At 72.8% G+C, this 19,404-nt stretch carries 21 protein-coding genes; 8 read left to right on the forward strand and 13 right to left on the reverse strand.

All coding sequences use genetic code 11. From position 1 onward, the window contains the following. Positions 1–92: 92 nt before the first annotated feature. From ADL34_RS13870 to ADL34_RS13880, 3 genes are all read right to left on the reverse strand, one after another. Positions 93–335, reverse strand: coding sequence for a hypothetical protein (locus tag ADL34_RS13870; protein ID WP_062666892.1), 243 nt, complete (start codon positions 333–335; stop codon positions 93–95). Between the two features lie 523 nt (positions 336–858). Then, complete coding sequence (locus ADL34_RS13875; RefSeq protein WP_062666894.1) at positions 859–1,776, reverse strand: 2-hydroxy-3-oxopropionate reductase; 918 nt, start codon at positions 1,774–1,776, stop codon at positions 859–861. Positions 1,777–1,800: 24 nt separating this feature from the next. After that, positions 1,801–2,622, reverse strand: a complete 822-nt coding sequence (locus ADL34_RS13880; protein WP_062666896.1) for a TIM barrel protein — start codon at positions 2,620–2,622, stop codon at positions 1,801–1,803. 137 nt (positions 2,623–2,759) lie between these two features. Here ADL34_RS13880 and ADL34_RS13885 point away from each other — a divergent pair, with 137 nt between their 5' ends. From ADL34_RS13885 to ADL34_RS13915, 7 genes are all read left to right on the forward strand, one after another. Beyond that, complete coding sequence (locus ADL34_RS13885; protein ID WP_062667159.1) at positions 2,760–3,011, forward strand: hypothetical protein; 252 nt, start codon at positions 2,760–2,762, stop codon at positions 3,009–3,011. Beyond that, entirely contained in the window at positions 3,008–3,376 is a 369-nt protein-coding gene (locus ADL34_RS13890) for a helix-turn-helix domain-containing protein (protein ID WP_062666898.1), read from the forward strand. The genes ADL34_RS13885 and ADL34_RS13890 overlap by 4 nt, the downstream gene beginning before the upstream one ends. A 123-nt stretch (positions 3,377–3,499) precedes the next feature. Continuing rightward, a complete protein-coding gene (gene uraD / locus ADL34_RS13895; protein ID WP_062666900.1) occupies positions 3,500–4,009 on the forward strand; it encodes a 2-oxo-4-hydroxy-4-carboxy-5-ureidoimidazoline decarboxylase in 510 nt (169 codons plus the stop codon). 14 nt (positions 4,010–4,023) lie between these two features. Beyond that, positions 4,024–4,416 (forward strand): hydroxyisourate hydrolase, encoded by a 393-nt coding sequence (gene uraH / locus ADL34_RS13900; RefSeq protein WP_062666902.1) that lies wholly within the window; start codon positions 4,024–4,026, stop codon positions 4,414–4,416. 4 nt (positions 4,417–4,420) lie between these two features. Next, positions 4,421–5,362 (forward strand): factor-independent urate hydroxylase, encoded by a 942-nt coding sequence (gene pucL / locus ADL34_RS13905; RefSeq protein WP_062666904.1) that lies wholly within the window; start codon positions 4,421–4,423, stop codon positions 5,360–5,362. Between the two features lie 120 nt (positions 5,363–5,482). Continuing rightward, a complete protein-coding gene (locus tag ADL34_RS13910) occupies positions 5,483–6,859 on the forward strand; it encodes an 8-oxoguanine deaminase (RefSeq protein WP_062666906.1) in 1,377 nt (458 codons plus the stop codon). Between the two features lie 230 nt (positions 6,860–7,089). Then, positions 7,090–8,469 carry a nucleobase:cation symporter-2 family protein gene (locus ADL34_RS13915; RefSeq protein WP_062666908.1) on the forward strand — a complete coding sequence of 460 codons (1,380 nt, stop codon included), beginning with the start codon at positions 7,090–7,092 and terminating at the stop codon, positions 8,467–8,469. Between the two features lie 75 nt (positions 8,470–8,544). Here ADL34_RS13915 and ADL34_RS13920 read toward each other — a convergent pair whose 3' ends face one another. The 7 genes from ADL34_RS13920 to ADL34_RS13950 form a co-directional block, all read right to left on the reverse strand. After that, the gene (locus ADL34_RS13920) at positions 8,545–8,997 is read right to left on the reverse strand and encodes a hypothetical protein (protein ID WP_062666910.1); all 453 of its coding nucleotides are present in this window, start codon (positions 8,995–8,997) and stop codon (positions 8,545–8,547) included. A 128-nt stretch (positions 8,998–9,125) separates the two neighbouring features. Further along, positions 9,126–9,548: an acyl-CoA thioesterase gene (locus ADL34_RS13925; RefSeq protein ID WP_062666912.1), complete on the reverse strand. Its 423-nt coding sequence runs from the start codon at positions 9,546–9,548 to the stop codon at positions 9,126–9,128. A 50-nt stretch (positions 9,549–9,598) separates the two neighbouring features. Further along, positions 9,599–10,249 (reverse strand): hypothetical protein, encoded by a 651-nt coding sequence (locus ADL34_RS13930; protein ID WP_062666914.1) that lies wholly within the window; start codon positions 10,247–10,249, stop codon positions 9,599–9,601. 71 nt (positions 10,250–10,320) lie between these two features. After that, the gene (locus ADL34_RS13935; RefSeq protein ID WP_062666916.1) at positions 10,321–10,920 is read right to left on the reverse strand and encodes a histidine phosphatase family protein; all 600 of its coding nucleotides are present in this window, start codon (positions 10,918–10,920) and stop codon (positions 10,321–10,323) included. A gap of 105 nt (positions 10,921–11,025) precedes the next feature. Further along, positions 11,026–11,427 carry a DUF5955 family protein gene (locus ADL34_RS13940; protein WP_062666918.1) on the reverse strand — a complete coding sequence of 134 codons (402 nt, stop codon included), beginning with the start codon at positions 11,425–11,427 and terminating at the stop codon, positions 11,026–11,028. 12 nt (positions 11,428–11,439) lie between these two features. Beyond that, positions 11,440–13,707, reverse strand: a complete 2,268-nt coding sequence (locus ADL34_RS13945; protein WP_234375015.1) for a hypothetical protein — start codon at positions 13,705–13,707, stop codon at positions 11,440–11,442. A gap of 93 nt (positions 13,708–13,800) precedes the next feature. Then, a complete protein-coding gene (locus ADL34_RS13950) occupies positions 13,801–15,009 on the reverse strand; it encodes a pyridoxal phosphate-dependent aminotransferase (RefSeq protein WP_062666927.1) in 1,209 nt (402 codons plus the stop codon). An 87-nt stretch (positions 15,010–15,096) separates the two neighbouring features. On the opposite strand from ADL34_RS13950, the gene ADL34_RS13955 reads away from it, so the two are divergent. Further along, positions 15,097–15,723: a winged helix-turn-helix transcriptional regulator gene (locus ADL34_RS13955; protein WP_062666929.1), complete on the forward strand. Its 627-nt coding sequence runs from the start codon at positions 15,097–15,099 to the stop codon at positions 15,721–15,723. Between the two features lie 61 nt (positions 15,724–15,784). Here ADL34_RS13955 and ADL34_RS13960 read toward each other — a convergent pair whose 3' ends face one another. Genes ADL34_RS13960 through ADL34_RS13970 form a run of 3 tightly spaced genes read right to left on the reverse strand, consistent with a single transcriptional unit; the run spans position 15,785 to position 19,399 of the window. Further along, positions 15,785–16,585 (reverse strand): hypothetical protein, encoded by an 801-nt coding sequence (locus ADL34_RS13960; RefSeq protein ID WP_062666930.1) that lies wholly within the window; start codon positions 16,583–16,585, stop codon positions 15,785–15,787. Then, a complete protein-coding gene (locus ADL34_RS13965; RefSeq protein WP_062666932.1) occupies positions 16,585–17,850 on the reverse strand; it encodes a VWA domain-containing protein in 1,266 nt (421 codons plus the stop codon). The genes ADL34_RS13960 and ADL34_RS13965 overlap by 1 nt, the downstream gene beginning before the upstream one ends. 43 nt (positions 17,851–17,893) lie before the next feature. Continuing rightward, positions 17,894–19,399 carry an IucA/IucC family protein gene (locus tag ADL34_RS13970; RefSeq protein WP_062666934.1) on the reverse strand — a complete coding sequence of 502 codons (1,506 nt, stop codon included), beginning with the start codon at positions 19,397–19,399 and terminating at the stop codon, positions 17,894–17,896. Between the last annotated feature and the right edge of the window lie 5 nt (positions 19,400–19,404).

Raw genomic sequence — 19,404 nt, forward strand, 5'->3', positions numbered from 1 at the left:
GCCCCGGGGGTGTTCGAAGCCCCTTGAACGAAGTTCAGAGCTTGATTTGAGCATGACGTAGACGTCCTACGCCGCCGGCTGTACGCGGCCGGTCAGCCCTCCTCGTGGTGCTCCGACAGGCCCGGCCAGTCGTCGGGGCCGCCGCCCTGCCAGTCGATGAAGTCGCTCTCCGCCACGTCGGTGACGTAGTGGTCGGCGAGCCGCAGGATCTCGCTGACGTCGTCCACGTGCGTGGCGATGCCCAGCGTCTCGTCGCCCTCGGTGACCCGCCGGGAGCCGTCCAGCCCGGGAGGGTGCACCACGACGTGCGGATGCTCGGTCGGTCGTGCCGTCATGCCTTCAGACTGCTGCGAAAGGCCCCGCTCCGCACCCCGGCGCGGCACCCGCGCCGGCCCACCCGCACATGCGGACGGCGCCGGGCACGGGAGTCTCCGTACCCGGCGCCGCGTGGCTGTCCGGTGGTGGCCGTCCGACGGCGCGAGGCTGGGCGCGACAGTACGTTCGCGCCGCCGGACGGCGTTCTGGGGGCGGTGTCCGCCATACGTGCCGGGACCGCGGCGGGAGCGACGGAACCCTGGCCCGCCTCCCCTCAGGTCGAAGGAGGCGGCCGGGACCTTCACCACCGCACTGGCTCGCTCGCCGCCGCGGTCCACACGCGGCCCGCGCCCCCCTCCGGGCGGCCACCCCTCATCCGGGCCGGCCGGCGAGGGGGCGCGGGCGGTGCGTCCGGCTCATGACCTCCCGTCAGGAGCCGGACGCCGTCTCGAATCCGCCGGAGGTGTGCCGGCGGGGTGTCCGGGCGGTGCCGGTGCCTGGGCGCGACAGGACATGTGTCGGCGCCGGCACCGCCCGGAGGTCTCAGGAGGAGGCGCCGGACAGGCGCTCCACGGACCGCAGCAGGGCCGAGTGGTCCAGGCCGCCGTCGCCCTGGGCGCGCAGGGACGCCACGAGCTGGGCGACCACGGCGCCGACCGGCAGGGCCGCGCCGACGCTGCGGGCGGCGTCCGTGACGATGCCCATGTCCTTGTGGTGCAGGTCGATGCGGAAGCCCGGCTTGAAGTCCCGGTTCAGGAAGTTGTCCTTCTTGCGGGTCAGCACGGTCGAGCCGGCCAGGCCGCCGTTCAGCACGTCCAGGGCCGCCTCGAGGTCCACGCCGGACTTCTCCAGGAAGACCACGGCCTCGGCGCACGCCTGGATGTTCACGGCGACGATCAGCTGGTTGGCGGCCTTCACGGTCTGGCCCGAGCCGTGCGGACCGCACAGCACGACGGTTCGGCCGAGCGCGTCGAAGATCGGCCTGGCCTCGTCGAAGTCGGCCTGCTCGCCGCCGACCATGATCGACAGCACGGCCTCGATCGCGCCGGCCTCGCCGCCGGACACCGGGGCGTCCAGCACCCGGATGCCCTTGTCCCCGGCGGCCTTCGCCAGGTCCACGGAGGTCTGGGGGGTGATCGAGGACATGTCGATCAGCAGCGCGCCGGAGCGCGCGTTCTCCAGGATGCCGTCGGGGCCGTACGCGATCGCCTCGACCTGCGGGGACGCCGGGACCATGGTGATCACGACGTCGGCGTCCCGCACGGCCTCGGCGATGGAGCCGGCGGCGGTGCCGCCCGCCGCGGCGAGCCGGTCCAGCTTGTCCTTCTCCAGCGTGTAGCCGGTGACCTGGTAGCCCGCCTTGATCAGGTTCTCGGACATGGGGGAGCCCATGATGCCGAGGCCGATCCAGGCGATCGCCGGGCGGGTCGGGTGGGAGGAATCCGCAAGGGCGTTGCTCATGATGGGGTGCCTTTCGGTAACGGGTCAGCGGGGCAGCCAGTCGAAGGCCTCGGCGCTCGGGCGGTCGCCCGGCTTGTACTCGAGGCCGACCCAGCCGTCGTAGCCCGCCTTCTGCAGCTGGTCGAGGAGGTCTTCCAGGGGGAGCGAACCGGTGCCCGGGGCGCCGCGGCCCGGGTTGTCGGCGATCTGCACGTGGCCGGTCTGCGCCGCGTACCGCTCGATCACCGCCGGCAGGTCCTCGCCGTTCATGGACAGGTGGTAGAGGTCCATGAGGAACTTCGCGTTGCCCAGTCCGGTCGCCGCGTTCACCTTGTCCACGACGCCCACCGCGGCGGGCGCGCTGACCAGCGGGTAGCGCGGCGACTCCGGCTCGTTGAGGGCCTCGATCAGCAGGATCGCGCCGATCCGGTCGGCCGCCCGCGCCGCGAGGACCAGGTTCTCCAGCGCGAGCGCGTCCTGCTCGGCCGGGTCCACGCCGTCGACGCGGTTGCCGTAGAGGGCGTTGAGCGCCCCGCAGCCGAGGGACCCGGCGAACTCCGCCGCGACCTCCACGTTGGCGCGGAACCGCTCCGACTCCTCGCCGGGCAGCGACAGGGCGCCTCGGTCGGGACCGGGCAGCCGCCCGGCGTAGAAGTTCAGCCCGGTGAGCCGTACGCCCGCGTCCTCGACCGCCTTCCGCAGGGCGTCGAGCTCGGACCGCTCGGGGGTGGGGGAGTCGATCCAGGGCCACCACAGCTCGACCGCGGTGAAGCCGGCCGCGGCGGCGGCCGCGGGACGCTCCAGGAGCGGGAGTTCCGTGAAGAGGATCGACAGGTTGACGTTGAAGCGCTGCTCTGCGAATCCCATCGGGGCCGGCGCTCCCTTCCGTGGTTGCTATTCCGTATAGCGGAAGTTTGTTTCTGCTTATTGGAAGACTGCCGTCGGCCGCCGGAGGTTGTCAAGAGGGCTCGGCGGATGACCGTGGTGCGCGTTAGGTTGTGCGCGTGCGATTGAGAGTGGAGTTCACGACCGAGCCCTTCGACCTCGACGAGGCGCCCGCGCACGCCGTGGCGGCCCGCGAGGTCATCGAGGCGGCCGACCTGGACGCGGTGGACGTCGGCCCGTTCGGCAACACGGCGGAAGGCCGCCCGGACGCGGTGCTCGCCGCCGTGGACGCCCTGCTGCGCAAGAGCCTCGACGCGGGCGCCACCCGCATCTCGCTCCAGGTCAACGTGATCGAGGAGGGCGGGGCGTGACCGGCGACGGGGACGACGCCTTCATCGCGGCCGTCAAGCCGCTGGTCGACGCCATGGGCGGCGAACTCCTGCCGCCCGACGAGGCCGGCTCCGAGGACGTCGTGCTCTCCTGGCGCGGCTCCGACGTCGTCGCCGTACGGCTGCCCCAGCTCGCCGACTCCCTCGACCACATCCTGGCCGCCATGGAGCGCCGCATGGGCAAGCCCCTGGCCGACCTGGACCGCAAAGCCAAGCAGGAGGTCGTCCGCACCCTGGAGGCCCGAGGCGCCTTCTCCGTGCGGCACGGGGTGGAGACCGTCGCGAGCGCCCTCGGGGTCAGCCGCTTCACCGTCTACAACTACCTGAACCGGGACAAGAACCCCTGACCGGAGCTCCCCGGTTTCGTTACCGGGAATTTTCAACAAAGTGTTGACGTGCCGTCGCCGCGAGGCGTTAGCTAACGGCACGCCCGTTCAGCACGAAGGCCGTTCGCGGCCACGGAGGCTCCCGTGACGCCGAATACCACGCCCCCGGGCCTGGCCCGGTTCAACGCCCTGGAGGAGCACACGGCGCACGCCGCGCTCCACGAGGTGTGCGCCTCCACCGCCTGGGTGCGGCGGCTGCTCGCCGGCCGCCCCTACGCCACCCCCGACGAGCTCTACCGGACCGGCGACGCCGCCACGGCCGGGCTGACCGCCGGCGACCTCGCCGAGGCCATGTCCGGCCACCCGCCGATCGGCCGCCCCCGGCCGGGCGACCCGGCCTCGGCCCGCGAGCAGCGCGGCATGGCCGGCGCGTCCGAGGAGCTCAAGGCGGAGATGCTCGAACTCAACCTGGCCTACCAGGAGAAGTTCGGTCACGTCTTCCTCATCTGCGCCACCGGCCGGACCGGCGAGCAGATGCGCGACGCGGTGAAGGAGCGGATCGGCAACGCGCCCGAGCAGGAACGCGAGATCGTCCGCGCCGAGCTGGGGAAGATCAACCGTATCCGGCTCGCCCGCCTCGTCGACGACGACTGACAAGGACGCAGACCATGAGCACCAGCACCACCGCCTCCGTGTCCACGCACATCCTGGACACCAGCGTCGGCCGGCCCGCCGAGGGCGTCGCAGTCCGTCTCTCCGCCCGCGCGGGCCGGGACGCGGACTGGCGGGAGCTCGGCGGCTCCGCGACCGACGCGGACGGGCGGTGCAAGGACCTCCCGGCCCCGCCGGAGGGCACCACCCACGTCCGGCTCGACTTCGCCGTCGAGCCGTACTTCGAGAAGAAGCAAGCCGATGCGCAGCAGGACGCCCCCGCGAATCGGGACAGCGGTGCCGTGTTCTTCCCCGAGGTGGCGATCACCTTCGCGGTGACGCCCGGGGAGCACTATCACGTACCGCTGCTGCTCAACCCGTTCGGCTACTCCGTATACCGAGGGAGCTAGCTACATGACCGCCCATTCCAGCCCTGCCCGCCCTGTGCTTCTGGGACAGAACCAGTACGGCAAGGCCGAGAACCGAGTCGTCAGGATCACGCGGGACGGCACCACCCACCACATCAAGGACCTGAACGTCTCCGTCGCGCTGTCCGGCGACATGGACGAGGTCCACCACTCCGGCTCCAACGCCAACGTCCTGCCGACCGACACCACCAAGAACACGGTGTTCGCGTTCGCCAAGGAGCACGGCATCGAGTCCGCCGAGCAGTTCGGCATCCACCTCGCCCGGCACTTCGTCACCAGCCAGGAGCCCATCCACCGGGCGCGCATCCGCATCGAGGAGTACTCCTGGGAGCGGATCGAGGGCACCGGCGCCGACGGCGAGGAGATCAAGCACTCCTTCGTCCGCCAGGGCCAGGAGACCCGCCTCACCCAGATCACCTTCGACGGCGAGAGCTGGGAGGTCGTCTCGGGCCTGAAGGACCTCGTCGTGCTGAACTCGACGAACTCCGAATTCTGGGGGTACGTCAAGGACAAGTACACGACGCTCCAGGAGACCCACGACCGCATCCTGGCCACCGAGGTCTCCGCCCGCTGGCGCTTCAACTGGACCGACGGCGAGCAGCCCGCGCCCGACTGGGACGAGTCCTACGAGCAGACGAGGCAGCACATGCTCCGCGCCTTCGCCGAGACCTACTCGCTCTCCCTGCAGCAGACCCTGTACGAGATGGGCGCCCGCATCATCGAGAACCGCGCCGAGATCGACGAGGTCCGCTTCTCCCTGCCGAACAAGCACCACTTCCTGGTGGACCTGGAGCCGTTCGGGCTGAAGAACGACACCGCCGACGGGGCCGTGTACTTCGCCGCCGACCGCCCCTACGGCCTGATCGAGGCCACCGTCCTGCGGGACGGCAGCGAGGCCCGCATCCCCGCGGACCTCACCAACCTGTAGACCGACGCACCACCTTCGGCACCCGCGGGCGGCGGGCCGGGCCTCGCGGGCCCGCCGGCCGCGGCACTCAAACTCCCGGGGTCCTGCCGTGCCCTCTCTCCACAGCGCAAAGGACGCACCATGGCAGCAGCCCAGCGCATCGTCATCGAGAACTGTTCGATCGCGACCGTCGACGCGCACGACACCGAGTACGACACCGGACACGTCGTCCTGGCCGGCCACCGCATCGAGTCCCTCGGCGCGGGCCGCGCCCCCGAGGGCCTGGAGAACGTCGTCCGCCGGATCGACGCCACCGGGCACCTCGTCACCCCCGGCCTGGTCAACACCCACCACCACTTCTACCAGTGGATCACCCGGGGCCTGGCCACCGACCACAACCTCTTCGACTGGCTCGTCGCCCTCTACCCGACCTGGGCGCGCATCGACGAGCGGATGGTCCGCGCCGCCGCGCAGGGCTCGCTCGCGATGATGGCCCGCGGCGGTGTCACCACCGCCATGGACCACCACTACGTCTACCCGAAGGGCTCCGGCGACCTGTCCGGCGCGATCATCGGCGCCGCCCGCGACATGGGCGTGCGCTTCACCCTCGCCCGCGGCTCCATGGACCGCAGCGAGAAGGACGGCGGACTGCCCCCGGACTTCGCCGTCGAGACCCTCGAGGGCGCGCTCGCCGCGACCGAGGAGACCGTGAAGCAGTACCACGACACCTCCTTCGAGGCGATGACCCAGGTCGCCGTCGCCCCCTGCTCCCCGTTCTCCATCTCCACCGAACTGCTCCGCCAGGGCGCCGAACTCGCCCGGCGCCTGGGGGTGCGCATGCACACCCACGGCTCGGAGACCGTGGAGGAGGAGAAGTTCTGCCACGAGCTGTTCGGCATGGGCCCGACCGACTACTTCGAGTCCACCGGCTGGCTCGGTGAGGACGTGTGGATGGCGCACTGCGTCCACATGAACGACTCCGACATCGCCGCCTTCGCCCGCACGAGGACCGGTGTCGCGCACTGCCCGTCCTCCAACGCCCGCCTCGCCGCCGGGATCGCCCGCGTCCCCGACATGCTGGCCGCCGGCGTCCCGGTCGGCCTCGGCGTCGACGGCACCGCCTCCAACGAGTCCGGCGAACTGCACACCGAACTGCGCAACGCCCTGCTCATCAACCGCCTCGGCGCCCACCGCGAGTCCGCCCTCACCGCCCGGCAGGCCCTGCGGCTCGGCACCCACGGCGGAGCCCGGGTCCTCGGCCGCGCCGCCGAGATCGGCTCCCTCGAACCCGGCAAGCTCGCCGACCTCGTGCTGTGGAGGATGGACACCCTCGCCCACGCCTCCATCGCCGACCCGGTCACCGCCCTCGTGTTCGGCGCGGCCGCCCCCGTCACCGCGTCCTTCGTGAACGGCCGCCAGATCGTCGAGAACGGGCGGCTGCTCACCGCCGACGAGGACGCCATCGCCCGCTCCACGCGGGACGAGGCGCGCCGGCTCGCCGAGATCGCCGCACCGTAACGCGCCCTGTCGCAGGGCGAATGAACTCCGGCCGGGAGGGACGGCTCCCGGCCGGCGGCTCCGGACCCTCGGGTCCCGGGGCGGCCGTCGCCGGGGCGTGCGCACGCGCGCGCCCCGGACACGGTCCACCGTCCCCCCGTACGACTGGTCCCGCACGACCATGCACCACCTCCCTGAAACCCACGGCAGCCGTTCCGCGCGGCCGTGTAACCGACCGGAGGGAAGCCGCCGTGGCCGACCACCCCGTTGACGAGAAACTCCCCGCGCTCAAGATGGCGACGACCGGCCTCCAGCACGTGGCCGCCATGTACGCGGGCGTCGTCGCCCCACCCCTGATCGTCGGCGCGGCCATCGGCCTCTCCGCCACCGACCTGACCTTCCTCACCGGCGCCTGCCTGTTCACCGCGGGCCTCGCCACGTTCCTCCAGACGCTCGGCGTCTGGAAGATCGGCGCCCGGCTGCCCTTCGTCAACGGCGTCACCTTCGCCGGTGTCGCCCCGATGACCGCGATCGTCGCCTCCACCGGCGACAAGGCCGACGCCCTGCCGATCATCTTCGGCGCCGTCATCGTCGCCGGGCTCCTCGGCTTCCTCGCCGCCCCCGTCTTCTGCAAGGCGGTCCGCTTCTTCCCTCCCGTGGTCACCGGCACCGTGATCACCCTCATCGGGATCTCGCTCCTGCCGGTCGCCTTCGGCTGGGCCCAGGGTCCCGACCCGGCCGCCCACGACTACGGCTCGCCCACCAACCTGGGGCTCGCCGGCGGCACCCTGCTCATCGTGCTGCTGCTGCGCCGCTTCACCACCGGCTTCGTCAAGCAGATCGCCGTGCTGCTCGGCCTGGTCGCCGGCACCCTGCTCGCGATCCCGTTCGGCGTCACCGACTTCACTCCCGTCGCGGACGCGGACGTCGTCGGCTTCCCGACGCCGTTCCATTTCGGCGCCCCGCAGTTCCAGCTGGCCGCGATCCTCTCGATGTGCGTGGTCATGGTGGTGTCGATGACCGAGTCGACCGCCGACATGCTGGCGCTGGGCGAGATCGTGGACCGTCCGGCCGACGAGCGGACCATCGCGGCCGGGCTGCGCGCCGACACCCTCGGCTCCGCGCTCAGCCCGCTCTTCAACGGGTTCATGTGCAGCGCGTTCGCCCAGAACATCGGGCTGGTCGCCATGACACGGATCCGCAGCCGGTACGTCGTCGCGGCCGGCGGCGGCTTCCTGGTGCTGATGGGCCTGTGCCCGATGGCGGCCTCGCTGATCGCCGTCGTGCCCCGGCCGGTGCTCGGCGGCGCGGGCGTCGTCCTGTTCGGGTCCGTGGCCGCGAGCGGCATCCAGACCCTGGTCCGGGCCGGGCTGGAGAAGGACAACAACGTCCTGATCGTCGCCGTCTCGCTGGCCGTCGGCATCGTCCCCATCACGGCGCCGGAGTTCTACCACGCCTTCCCGGTGACCGCGCGGATCGTGCTCGACTCGGGCATCTCGACCGGCTGTGTGGCCGCCGTGCTGCTGAACCTGGTCTTCAACCACCTGGGCCGCGGCGGCCGTGACGCCGAGGACGTGACCCACCCGATGGAGACGGCACAGGAGCTCACCCGGGCGCCGGCGCGCTCCTGAGCCCCGGCGGAACACACCGCGCGCCCCGGCGGGACGAGGAGTCCCGCCGGGGCGCGCGGCCCTGCCGGTGCCGCATCAGCGGGTGAAGGTCACCCGGCTCTCCTTCATCAGGGAACCGCAGTTGGAGCCCGTCACCTGCACGTACACGTTCTTGATCTGGCCGCCCCAGTCCACGCAGTACCCCTTGCCGTAGACGTAGGTGGGCCCGGCGTACGAGGTGTAGAACCCGTAGTCCTCGTCGTACTCGTCGGTGCCGTTGACGTAGATCCACGCCGACATGTCCTGGGCGGTGCCCGGGGTGTTGCGGATGGTCGCCACGCAGTTCTTGCCGTTGCTGGAGTTGTACGTCAGGTACACGGTGCCGAGCGAGCCCACCGGCGCCGAGTTCACCGTCTTGTAGCCGCTGCCGCAGACCTTCTGCGGGGTGGTGTTGGGTGCCGCGGAGGCGGGTGCCGCGAGGGCGGCCGTGCCGCCGACGGTCAGCGCCGCGAGCGCCACGGTGGACAGGACAGAACGTGCGTATCGCATATTTCCCCCTGGTGTCCATTGGAGTTGGTTGCTCCTGCATGGTGTGACCCGCGGGGTATGCGAATGGTTGTGCTCGAATCTGACGTCGTGTCGACGAATCTGTTCGGTGGGGTGTCGACCGGGCGCCGTCAGATCCCGAACAGGCCGGGATCCGTGGCGAGTTCCTTGAAGTAGTCCTGCGGGTCGGCGACCATCCGGCGCTCCTTGAGGTCCAGCAGGCCGCCCACCGCGGTGAGTTCGGCGGCGACCGTGCCGTCCGTCTTCACCATGTCCTGCCGGATGCGGAACGTCTTGCCGCCCGTCCACTCGAACACGCACGTCACGTCGACCTCGTCACCGGCCAGCAGCTCGCGCCGGTAGCGGATGGTCGTCTCCAGGGCGACCGGGCCCACCCCCTTCGATATCAGCCCGGACTGGGTGATCCCGGCGGCCTGGAGCAGCGACCAGCGGGCGTGCTCGGCGTAGTTGATGTACACGCTCTGGTTGACGTGACCCTGCACGTCGGTCTCGTATCCGCGGACGGTGATCCGGACGGAGAACGGCTCGCTCACTGCTACCCCTTCGACGGTCGATGCCTGTTGCAGCGATCCTGGCACGCCGCTCACGCCCTGCGCGGGGACGCCAGCAGATAACGCGCCCGGGTGCGCGGCTCGGTGTGCTCCCCGACCTGCCAGCCCGCCCCTTCCAGTGTGGCCGCGCAGGCCCGCAGCCGCGCGCCGTCCGGCGCGCGCACGGCGACCGCGTCCGGCTGGGGCGTGGCCCGCACCCGGTAGCCGTCCTCGCCGTCCCCCTCGGCGGGCCGGTGCCCGGCGGCCTCCAGGGCGAGCGCTGCGGCCTGCACGAGATGGCCGCGCTCCCAGGCGCACGGCCGGTCCACCACTCCGTCCGGGTTGGTCATCCGGCGCAGCTCCATCAGGCCCTGCCAGGCGCTGTGCACCTCACGGGCGCGGGCGGGGCCGCCCTCCGGCCGCTCCTCCCCGCCGATCCGCGCGGCGAAGACCCGCCCGCCCCCGGGCGCTTCCGCCTGCCCGGCCCCGGGCGGGGTCGCACCCTCGGCCTCCGCCTGCTCCGGTGTCCGCAGCCGGTGTCCCGCCGGGGTCAGGAAGTGGTCGTGCGGCGGGCGCGGGTGCCGGAAGGCCAGACCTCGCCCCACCAGCGCCGCGAGCTGGGCCGGGGTGCCCCTGAGCCGCCCCGTGACGGGGTCGGCGGAGTCGATGAGCCGCCGCTGGGCGGCGGTCGGCGGTCGTGTCACGGCGTGCTCCTCCCCGGGCGTCCGGCACGGCGCCCGCCCGCGCGGGACGCCGCACCCCTTCGCCCGGAAGGCTACGACCCGGGTCTGACATTCCAGCCGGTGATCACCGGGCGGCCGTGTTCGGTGCCGAGCCGGCACAGCGCCCCGGTGGCCAGCTGGAACAGCGCCCCGTCGCCGGGCGGCAGGCCGAGATAGCGGGCGGTGAGCACCCGCAGGAAGTGCCCGTGGGCCACGAGGACCACACAGCCCTCCGTGTTGGCGAGCGCCGCGTCGACCTTGCCGAGCATCCGGTCGGCGCGCTCCCCGACCTCCTCGGGGCTCTCGCCGGGGTGGTCCGGCGGGCCGGGCGCGACCCCGTCCGTGAACAGGAACCAGCCCGGCCGCTCCCGCTGGATCTCGACGGTCGTCACACCCTCGTAGCCGCCGTAGTCCCACTCGCGCAGGTCGACGTCGACGCGCACGTCGTGCAGCCCGATCAGCTCGGCCGTCTCCCGGGCCCGCTGCGCCGGACTGGCGAACGCGGCCCCGATCCGGTGCGAGCGGACCAGGGGGACCAGCCGGCGGGCCTCCTCGCGGCCGCGCTCGGTCAGCGGCACGTCCGTCGAACCGGTGTGCCGCCCGGACCGCGACCACTCGGTCTCGCCGTGCCGGACCAGAAAGACCTCACCCACCGCGCACCCTTCCCGCTCGCCTGCCTGAACCCTGCCACACGGCGGCCGGGGCCCGCGCAGCGGACTGGGCCGGACGGTCGTCCCGGGCGGACGGGACGACGGGGCTCAGGGCCCGGGAAGGGCCTGCACCGACTCCGCGAGCCGGCCGACCGCCGTGACGAGCGGCGCCACCGGTTCGACGAACGCGGTGAGCCGGTCCAGGGCGCGCCGCAGCACCGACGGCTCCGGTGCCTCCTCCTCCAGCTCCTCCCGCAGGCGCCGCAGTTCCCGGTCGGTGGCGTCGGGGTCGGCCAGCGCCTCCCGGTGCTCGCGCAGCAACCGCTCGACCTGCGCGAGAAGTTCGGCCGTACGGGCCGTCTGAGCGGGGTCCTGGGCCGGGAAGGACACCGAACCGGAGAACGCCTGCGCCCGGTGCCCGACGGCCTGGTTGCCCACGTAGTGGGTGCCGCCGCTGATGACGATGCCGTTGTTGACGGGTGGGTCCTGGGGTCCGTCCTCGTGACGCATGCCGTCGCTCTCCTATTTCTCGGTACCGCCGCCGCTCACGGCGGCCGGGCCGGTCTGCCGCGGGACGGTCTGGGTGGCGCTGGCGCCCGCCCCGACCGCCTGGTTGCCGACGAAGCTCATGCCGCCCTGCTGGATGACGCCCTGGTTGAGGATCGTCTGCTGCTGGGCGCGGAAGTCGGTGATGTCGTAGCCGCGCGAGTCCAGGAACTCCCGCAGCGCGGCGAGCGTGTGACGCTCCACCAGGGCGATGATCCGCGCGGAGTCCACCACCTGGAAGTAGTTGTGGTAGTCGGGGCTGAGGGCCATCTCGCGCACGCTCACCCGGGCGCCGAAGTCGAACACGGGGTCCTGCTCCATGGCCTTCAGCTCGTCCATCGTGCGCCGGTGGTGCCGGGTCTCGAAGCGGGCGTGCCGGACCGCCCGGAACGGGGCCGCGAGGAACGCCGGGCCGGTGCGGGACAGCGCGGTGATCAGCAGGCCGCGCCGGGCGTCGTCGCTCAGTCCGCCGCGCAGCCGGTCCACGACGTGGTAGTCCGCCCGGACGGGCCCGAGGACGTGGTTGTCGCAGTGCAGGTGCAGGGTGCGGCCCGCGGCGGAGAAGTGCAGGAACACGCTCGGCACCACGTCCCCGCCCCACAGCGGCACATGGACGGCCAGATGGTGGCGGACGGCGCCGGCCGGGCGCTCGACGATCCGGTCGACCTCGGGCGGTGACAGCCGGGCGACCGGCGCGAGACCGGTGCCGCTGGTGAACCGCTCGTCGTCGCCGATGGCGGTCCCGCTCACGAGGACGCGGTCCTCGACGTACAGGGAGCGCAGCGTGTCCGCGCCGTCGTCGGCCGCGCCGTCCTCGGTGCCGCGCTCGGCGACCGTGCGCAGCCGTTCCCGCACATGGTCGACGAGGTCGGTGGCGGTGAAGGGCTCCGGCACGGCGGGACGCGCCTTCACGCCTCCGGTGTCGTCGGCGGGCAGCAGCGGCACGGCGATCGACCACTTGGAGCTTGAACCCGCGTAGCCGATGAAGGGCGAGTACCCGCTGTACACCGTGACGTTGCCGCTCTGCGCCTCCCTGATCGCCGTCAGCCGGTCCGCGATCCACTTGTGGCGCGGCACGGTGGGGCGGGGCTGCCGGGGGAACGCCTCCCGGGTCATCGTGGTGCGCAGCAGCCCGTCGACCGCGAGGTCGTGGCGCACGGCCGTGACGCACGCGAACGCGACGGCGGCGAGCGACGCCAGGACGGCGGGCACGCCGCCCCCGTACGCGCCGAGCAGCCAGGCGGCGAGCCCGGACACCGGTGTCGCCGAGACGCCGTAGCCGACGTAGAAGGCGACCAGCACCATGACGGCTGCGGAGACGCCGGTGCCGATCAGCACCCGGCTCCCGGGCTGGTGGTGCCCGCGGGTGGCCAGACTCGGGCGGGCGCCGGTGCGCCGGGCCGTCGACAGCAGCACCAGGGAGAACAGCACCCACAGCGGGGCGAACACGCCGACGAGCGCGAACGCGCCGGAGAGCCGCAGGTCCCGCCGCTGGCGGAGATCCCGCGCGGTCAGGCAGTGGCGGACGACGGCCACGAGGTCGACGTCGGGGGAGGGGGCCACGGCACTGGCCTCGTCCGCCAGCACCTCCTCCACCACCCGGTCGGCGAACTGCTCGTCGACGTAGGCGGCTGTGCACAGATAGCGGGTGACGTCACCGGGTGCGCTGCCGACGGGCATGTGGACCGGACCGGTCTTCATGCCGGTTCCTCCCTCTCTCCTGCGACGGGCCGGCGCCGGCCGGGCACCGGGGAACGGGACGGACGGTCCTGCCGAGAGCAGGGCGAGCAGCACACCGGCCGCGAGACCGAAGAGGAGGCCCTGGCGCAGCAGCTGCCGCAGCGCCTCCGCGGACTGCTCGAACGCGAGGCGCTCGGGCCGGAACAGCCCGGGCAGCGCCCAGACCGGCACCCGCAGGACCAACGACACCAGCACGGCACCCCCGACCCGGCGCAGCCACGCCGGGAACCGGGCGGGCAGCCGGGCCGGGACCAGCACGATCCCGGCGATCAGCAGCAGGGCGTGGAGGTCGTTGGTGATCAGATACGGAACGCCCGCGTACTGGTCGGGGGAGTAGCCCCAGGAGGGCATGAACGCCGAGGCGAGCGGCCAGGGCTGGGAGCCGCCGCTCAGGTAGAGCTCCCAGTAGTACTCGCTCAGCGGTCGCTGCACCCAGGGGCTGCCCACGACCAGCAGAAGCGCGACGAGAAGGAGCGGACGGCCGCGTAAGCCGGACGGTCTCATTCCGGGGTCCCCCATCCCCTGGCCTTCGTGATCGGTGGCGGCACTCTATGGCATCCCCGTTCCCCGCGACCGCGAATCCGCGAACCTTCCCTCCTACTGGCGGTAGCCGCTCAGGAACCGCCCGATCCGCCCGATCGCCGCCTCCAGGTCGTCGGCATAGGGGAGCGTCAGGATGCGGAAGTGGTCGGGGGAAGGCCAGTTGAAGCCGGTGCCCTGGACCACCTGGATCTTCTCGCGCAGCAGCAGGTCCAGGACGAACTTCTCGTCGTCGTGGATGCGGTGCACCTTCGGGTCCAGCCGCGGGAAGGCGTAGAGCGCGCCCTTGGGCTTCACGCAGGAGACGCCGGGGATCTCGTTGAGCTTCTCCCAGGCCACGTCGCGCTGTTCGCGCAGCCGGCCGCCGGGTGCGGTCAGGTCCCGGATGGACTGCCGGCCGCCCAGCGCGGCCTGGATGGCGTACTGCGCGGGCGCGTTGGCGCACAGCCGCATGGAGGCCAGCATGGTCAGGCCCTCCAGGTAGTCCCGGGCGTGCTGCTTCGGGCCCGTGACGACCAGCCAGCCGGAGCGGAAGCCCGCCACCCGGTAGGTCTTCGACAGACCGCAGAAGGTGAGGACCACCAGGTCGGGGGCGAGGGCGGCGGCCGAGTGGTGGACGGCGTCGTCGTAGAGGATCTGGTCGTAGATCTCGTCGGCGAGGACCATCAGGCCGTGCCGGCGGGCCAGATCGAGGATGCCCTCGACGACCTCCTTCGGATACACCGCGCCCGTGGGGTTGTTGGGGTTGATGATGACGACGGCCCTGGTGCGGTCGGTGATCTTGGCGGCCATGTCGTCGAGGTCCGGGTACCAGCCGGACTGCTCGTCGCACAGGTAGTGCACCGCCTTGCCGCCCGCGAGGTTCGTCACCGCGGTCCACAGGGGGAAGTCCGGCGCGGGGATCAGGACCTCGTCGCCGTCCTCCAGGAGGGCCTGTACGGCCATGGAGACGAGTTCGGAGACGCCGTTGCCGAGGAAGACGTCGTCCACGTCGACCTCCAGGCCCAGGGTCTGGTAGCGCTGCGCCACGGCCCGGCGGGCGGACAGGACGCCGCGGGAGTCCGTGTAGCCGTGCGCCTGGGGGAGCATCCGGATCATGTCCTGGAGGATCTCCTCCGGCGCCTCGAACCCGAACAGGGCGGGGTTGCCGGTGTTGAGGCGCAGCACGCTGTGGCCCGCCTCCTCCAGCGCGTTCGCGTGCTCGATCACCGGGCCGCGGATCTCGTAGCAGACCTCGCTCAGCTTGCTCGACTGCCGGAACTCCATGCGCGCTCGCCCCTCCGGATTCGTGTGTTGCTTGGTTTTACCAAGTGCGAGCTTGGAAAGTCCAACAACGTGTCTAGACTGCGTCGCATGTCACCTCGCCGAAGCTACGACCAGTACTGTTCCGCCGCCCGGGCGCTCGACGCCGTCGGCGACCGCTGGACCCTGCTGATCGTCCGGGAGCTGCTGGCCGGTCCGCGGCGCTACACCGACCTGCACGCCGACCTCCCCGGGGTCAGCACGGACGTGCTGGCCTCGCGGCTGAAGGACATGGAGCGCGACGGCCTCAGCACCCGTCGCCGGCTCCCCCCGCCCGGCGCGGCCTACGTCTACGAACTCACCGAGAGGGGAAGGCGGTTGCTGCCGGTGCTGCAGGCGCTGGGGGAGTGGGGCCGGTCCGAGCTGGGCGAGCGCCGGCCCACCGACGCGGTCCGCGCGCACTGGTTCGCGCTGCCGCTGCTGTCGTCCCTGGAGGGCGAGGGGCTGCTCGAAGTACGCCTGGAAGAAGGCGACTTCCACCTCCACGTCGGCGCCGCGGAGGGGCCCGTCTACGGCGAAGGACCCGCCCCCCGCGAGCCCGACGCGCGGCTGGTCCTGGACTCCGCGACCTGCGCGGCCCTGGCGCGCGGCGAGACGAGCCTCACCGACGTCGTACGGGACGGCCGAGCCACCGTCACCGGGGACGGCACCCTGGCCAAGGCGCTCCTCGACCGGTGAACGCCGGGGGGCCCGCCGTACGCGCTGTACGGCGGGCCCCATGACCGGTCATGACGTGCCGTCAGGCCGACGGCGGCACCCTCGGCGGGCGCCCCGCACCGCGCGTCAGCGCGTACCCGCCGATGCCCGCGAGCGCGGCCAGCACACCGCCGAGCCCCGTCCACACCCAGCGGTCGGACCACCAGCCCGACGCCCAGCCGTCATCGGGTTCGAGGCTGGCGAGCAGCGCCTCCTCGCCGGACTCCTCCTCGTCGTCCCGGGTGACCCCGGCGCCCGGCACCAGCGGTTGCGCGAGCGAACCGTCGACCGCCGCCGCCCCGCCGGCGTCCTGCGAGCCGACCCGCACCTCGGCGCTCACCGGCTGCCCCAGCGCGGAGGTCGGCACGTCCACCGCCGTCAGCCGCACGTAGTACGTGCCCGGCAGCGGGTCGCCGTCCCAGGGCTCCGACCAGCCGCGCACGGTCCGCAGCGCGCACGCCAGCTCGACCTGCGCGGCACCGGCCGCCGCGGTGCGCGTCTGCGCCCCGAACCGGCACGCCTGGCGGCGCCGCAGACCGTCGTACACGTCGATCTGCCAGGTCTCGGCGGCATGTTCGGCCGGCAGCTTCACCGTCGCCTCGACCGTCGGCCGTTGACCGGTGTCCGCGGGGAACGACCAGTACAGGTAGTCGCCCGTGGAGGCGTTCGCCGTGGCGGTCTGCCCCTGCTCGATCTCGGTCGCCGTACGGAACGAGGTGCCCGCCCGCGTCGGCGCGTCAGCGTCCCCGGACGCTCCGGGCGACGGCGAGGAGTCCGCCGCGGCGGGCGCCGCCGCCAGTCCCAGGGTCAGCAGGGCCGCGCCCAGCACTCGTGTCATCCGCATCAGTTGGTCCTCCAGACCGCGACGCGCCAGCGCGACAGCCAGCCCCAGACGAGACCGGCGAGGAAGCCGGCGAGGATCAGGGCGCCCAGCAGCCACCAGCCGCGCCCGAGGCCGAAGGAGGCCACGTCCCGCGCGGGCGACGGCCCGTCCACGACGTCGACCGTCAGCTCCAGCGGCAGACCCGGAGCGGTCTTCACCCCGGCGCCCGCGGAGAAGGAGTGCGTCACCTGCAGGCACACGGTCTCCGCCGGGGCGTCCTCGTCGTCGTCCGCCTCCGCCTTCGGATAGCGAAGACCGGCCGACACGACGTCCGTGCGGCCGGTCCCGGCCGCCTCGCCGCGCACGATCTCCCGGCCCTTGACCGTCACGGCCCGCACCAGCACGCCGTACGACGGGTTCACCGCCCGGTCCGCCGCCACGCTCACCGAGGCCCGCAGCTCCTGGCCGGGACGCACGTCGACCCGGTACCAGCGCTGCTGCCCGAACTCCTCGCGGTCGGTGTAGAGACCGGACTTCAGCGCCGGCGCCTTCTCGCAGCGGTCCGCGCCGTCGGTCGCGACCGGCGTCACCACGGGATCGGCCGCCCGGTCCACCAACTGGTTCACCTTGTCGGTGAGTTCCTCGGTGTGCTCGACCGAGGTGAAGGTGCCGCCGGTCGCCTCGGCGATGCAGCTCAGCTGCTGCCGCAGCTTGGTGTTCGGCACCAGGCCGAGCGTGTCGATGGTCAGCCCGATGCCCTTGGCGGCGATCTCCCGCGCCACCTCGCACGGGTCGAGCGGCGCGCAAGTGTCCTCGCCGTCGCTGATGAGCACGATGCGCTTGGAGCCCTCGCCGCCGTCCAGGTCCTCGGCCGCCTTCAGCAGCGCCGGGCCGATCGGCGTCCAGCCGGTCGGCGACAGGGTGGCCACCGCCGCCTTCGCCTCGGTGCGGTCCAGCGGGCCGACCGGGTACAGCTGCGCGGTGTCCTTGCAGCCCGTCCTGCGGTCGTCACCCGGGTAGTTCGCGCCGAGCGTGCGGATGCCGAGCCGCACCTCCTCGGGCGTGGCGTCCAGCACCTCGTTGAACGCCTGTTTCGCCGCGGCCATCCGCGACTGGCCGTCGATGTCCCGCGCCCGCATCGAGCCGCTCACGTCCAGGACGAGATCGACCTTGGGCGCCGTCGCGCTCACCTCGTCGGCGACCGCCCCGGCCGGGAACGCCACCCCGGCCGCGAGCAGGGCGAGCAGGGCGCACGCCCCGGCCGCCAACCGTGTTCGTATGATCATCGGCGGATCCTAGTGACCGGGGACGGCCCGCTCCAAAACGAGGTCAGAACACGTCCGTCCGCAGCGGGTTGGGCAGGGCCGTCCACTGGTCGCCGGCCACCCCGGGCGACAGCCGCATCAGGGTGAGCGCCTTCGTGGGCAGCTCCTCCTCGCGCAGGGCCGCCAGATCAACGGTCACCGGCAGGTCCGGTACGGCCGCCGCGAGGGCCGCGCGCAACGCCGGCCCCGAACCCGCGGTGCCCGCCAGCGCCCCCGCCACCAGGGAGCCGAACAGCTTGCGGCGCAGGGCCGTCACGTCGTCGGTGACGATCCGTCCGGTCAGGTCGGGCACCGGGACGCCGTGCCGCGCCAGCCGGGCCGGGCTGATCCGGATGTCGGCGAGGTCGCGGTAGACCAGACGCACCGGCGACCCGTCCGCGGCCAGCACGACGAGCAGGTTCTGCCCGTGCGCCTCCAGCGCCACGCCCGTCTCCAGCAGCCGCAGCCCCGCCGTCAGCGCCAGCCGTGCGAACGCCGCCAGCCACGCGCCCGACGCGGGGAGGCCGGTACCGGGCAGGGTCGCCACCGGCACCACCCGTTCGCCGGGCCCCGCGTACCGGCCGGGCGGCTCCCGCAGCACCGCCGCCAGATCCGCCGACCCGGCCGCCACGGCCCCCAGCGTGCGCGTGAAGTGCACCAGCCCGTCCAGCCGTTCACCGAGGTCCTCCGCGAACCGGGACAGCGTCGCCGACATCCCCACGGAGTACTCCGAGATGTCCCGCACCGAGGACGTCAGCCGCGCGCTCAGCGCCGTCTTGACATGCGGCCCCCCGGGTACGGCGAGCGTGCGGAGCGCCATCAGCGGATGGGCGTCCACCCAGTCCTCGTACGGCCGCTTCAGCACATGCTCGGCCTGCCACGGGTGCACCGGGACCAGGAGCCGCTCCCCGTCCCGCAGTTCGTCCGGCCACCCGCCCGTCACCAGGCACCCGTCCGCCCGTACGGCAACCCGCGCCAGCGACACGACCGGCCGGTGCTCCGGCCCGTACGCCAGTTGCTCGGCGACCGAGAATCCGGGCCGGGAACGGCAGTTGGGGTGGAACGGATGCCCGTCCACCACCCGCTGCTCCCACTCCCAGTCGTGCTCGGGCCACTCTTCCGGGTGAGATTCCCGCCCGGCCCGCGCGAGGGCCAACGAGGCCACGCTGTGTCCGAGTTCCGAGGTGAACGCCCCTCCGTGCGGTACGGCCAGGTCCGTCAGCAGCCGGACCGGATCGTCGTACACCGTCCCGTCCAGCCGCACCGAGGTGACGTAGGTAGCGGTGGCGTACGGGTCCGCCCGCGGGCCGTCCAGCCGGCGGCCGTCCCCCAGCCGCAGGACGAGCCCGTCCCCGCCGGCGTCCCGGCCGTTCACCCAGGCCAGCGGCTCGTACGCCAGGGCCCGCCAGAGCCGGGTCAGCACCGCGGCCCTGGCCCCCGGCAGCGCGGCCGTGTACCGGGGCAGGAGCGCGGGGCGCACTTCGGCCAGTTCGGCGGCGATCTCGGCCTCGGCGCTGGGGGGACGGTGCACGGGAG

Origin of the sequence: Streptomyces sp. NRRL WC-3605, from assembly GCF_001509795.1 — a bacterium.
Lineage (GTDB): Bacteria > Actinomycetota > Actinomycetes > Streptomycetales > Streptomycetaceae > Streptomyces > Streptomyces viridochromogenes.

Bases quoted from the DNA above. Each gene is read 5' to 3' on its own strand.
- ADL34_RS13870 (WP_062666892.1), bottom strand. From the start codon at position 335: ATGACGGCACGACCGACCGAGCATCCGCACGTCGTGGTGCACCCTCCC.
- ADL34_RS13875 (WP_062666894.1), bottom strand. From the start codon at position 1,776: ATGAGCAACGCCCTTGCGGATTCCTCCCACCCGACCCGCCCGGCGATC.
- ADL34_RS13880 (WP_062666896.1), bottom strand. From the start codon at position 2,622: ATGGGATTCGCAGAGCAGCGCTTCAACGTCAACCTGTCGATCCTCTTC.
- uraH (WP_062666902.1), top strand. From the start codon at position 4,024: ATGAGCACCAGCACCACCGCCTCCGTGTCCACGCACATCCTGGACACC.
- pucL (WP_062666904.1), top strand. From the start codon at position 4,421: ATGACCGCCCATTCCAGCCCTGCCCGCCCTGTGCTTCTGGGACAGAAC.
- ADL34_RS13910 (WP_062666906.1), top strand. From the start codon at position 5,483: ATGGCAGCAGCCCAGCGCATCGTCATCGAGAACTGTTCGATCGCGACC.
- ADL34_RS13920 (WP_062666910.1), bottom strand. From the start codon at position 8,997: ATGCGATACGCACGTTCTGTCCTGTCCACCGTGGCGCTCGCGGCGCTG.
- ADL34_RS13940 (WP_062666918.1), bottom strand. From the start codon at position 11,427: ATGCGTCACGAGGACGGACCCCAGGACCCACCCGTCAACAACGGCATC.
- ADL34_RS13945 (WP_234375015.1), bottom strand. From the start codon at position 13,707: ATGAGACCGTCCGGCTTACGCGGCCGTCCGCTCCTTCTCGTCGCGCTT.
- ADL34_RS13950 (WP_062666927.1), bottom strand. From the start codon at position 15,009: ATGGAGTTCCGGCAGTCGAGCAAGCTGAGCGAGGTCTGCTACGAGATC.
- ADL34_RS13955 (WP_062666929.1), top strand. From the start codon at position 15,097: ATGTCACCTCGCCGAAGCTACGACCAGTACTGTTCCGCCGCCCGGGCG.
- ADL34_RS13960 (WP_062666930.1), bottom strand. From the start codon at position 16,585: ATGCGGATGACACGAGTGCTGGGCGCGGCCCTGCTGACCCTGGGACTG.
- ADL34_RS13965 (WP_062666932.1), bottom strand. From the start codon at position 17,850: ATGATCATACGAACACGGTTGGCGGCCGGGGCGTGCGCCCTGCTCGCC.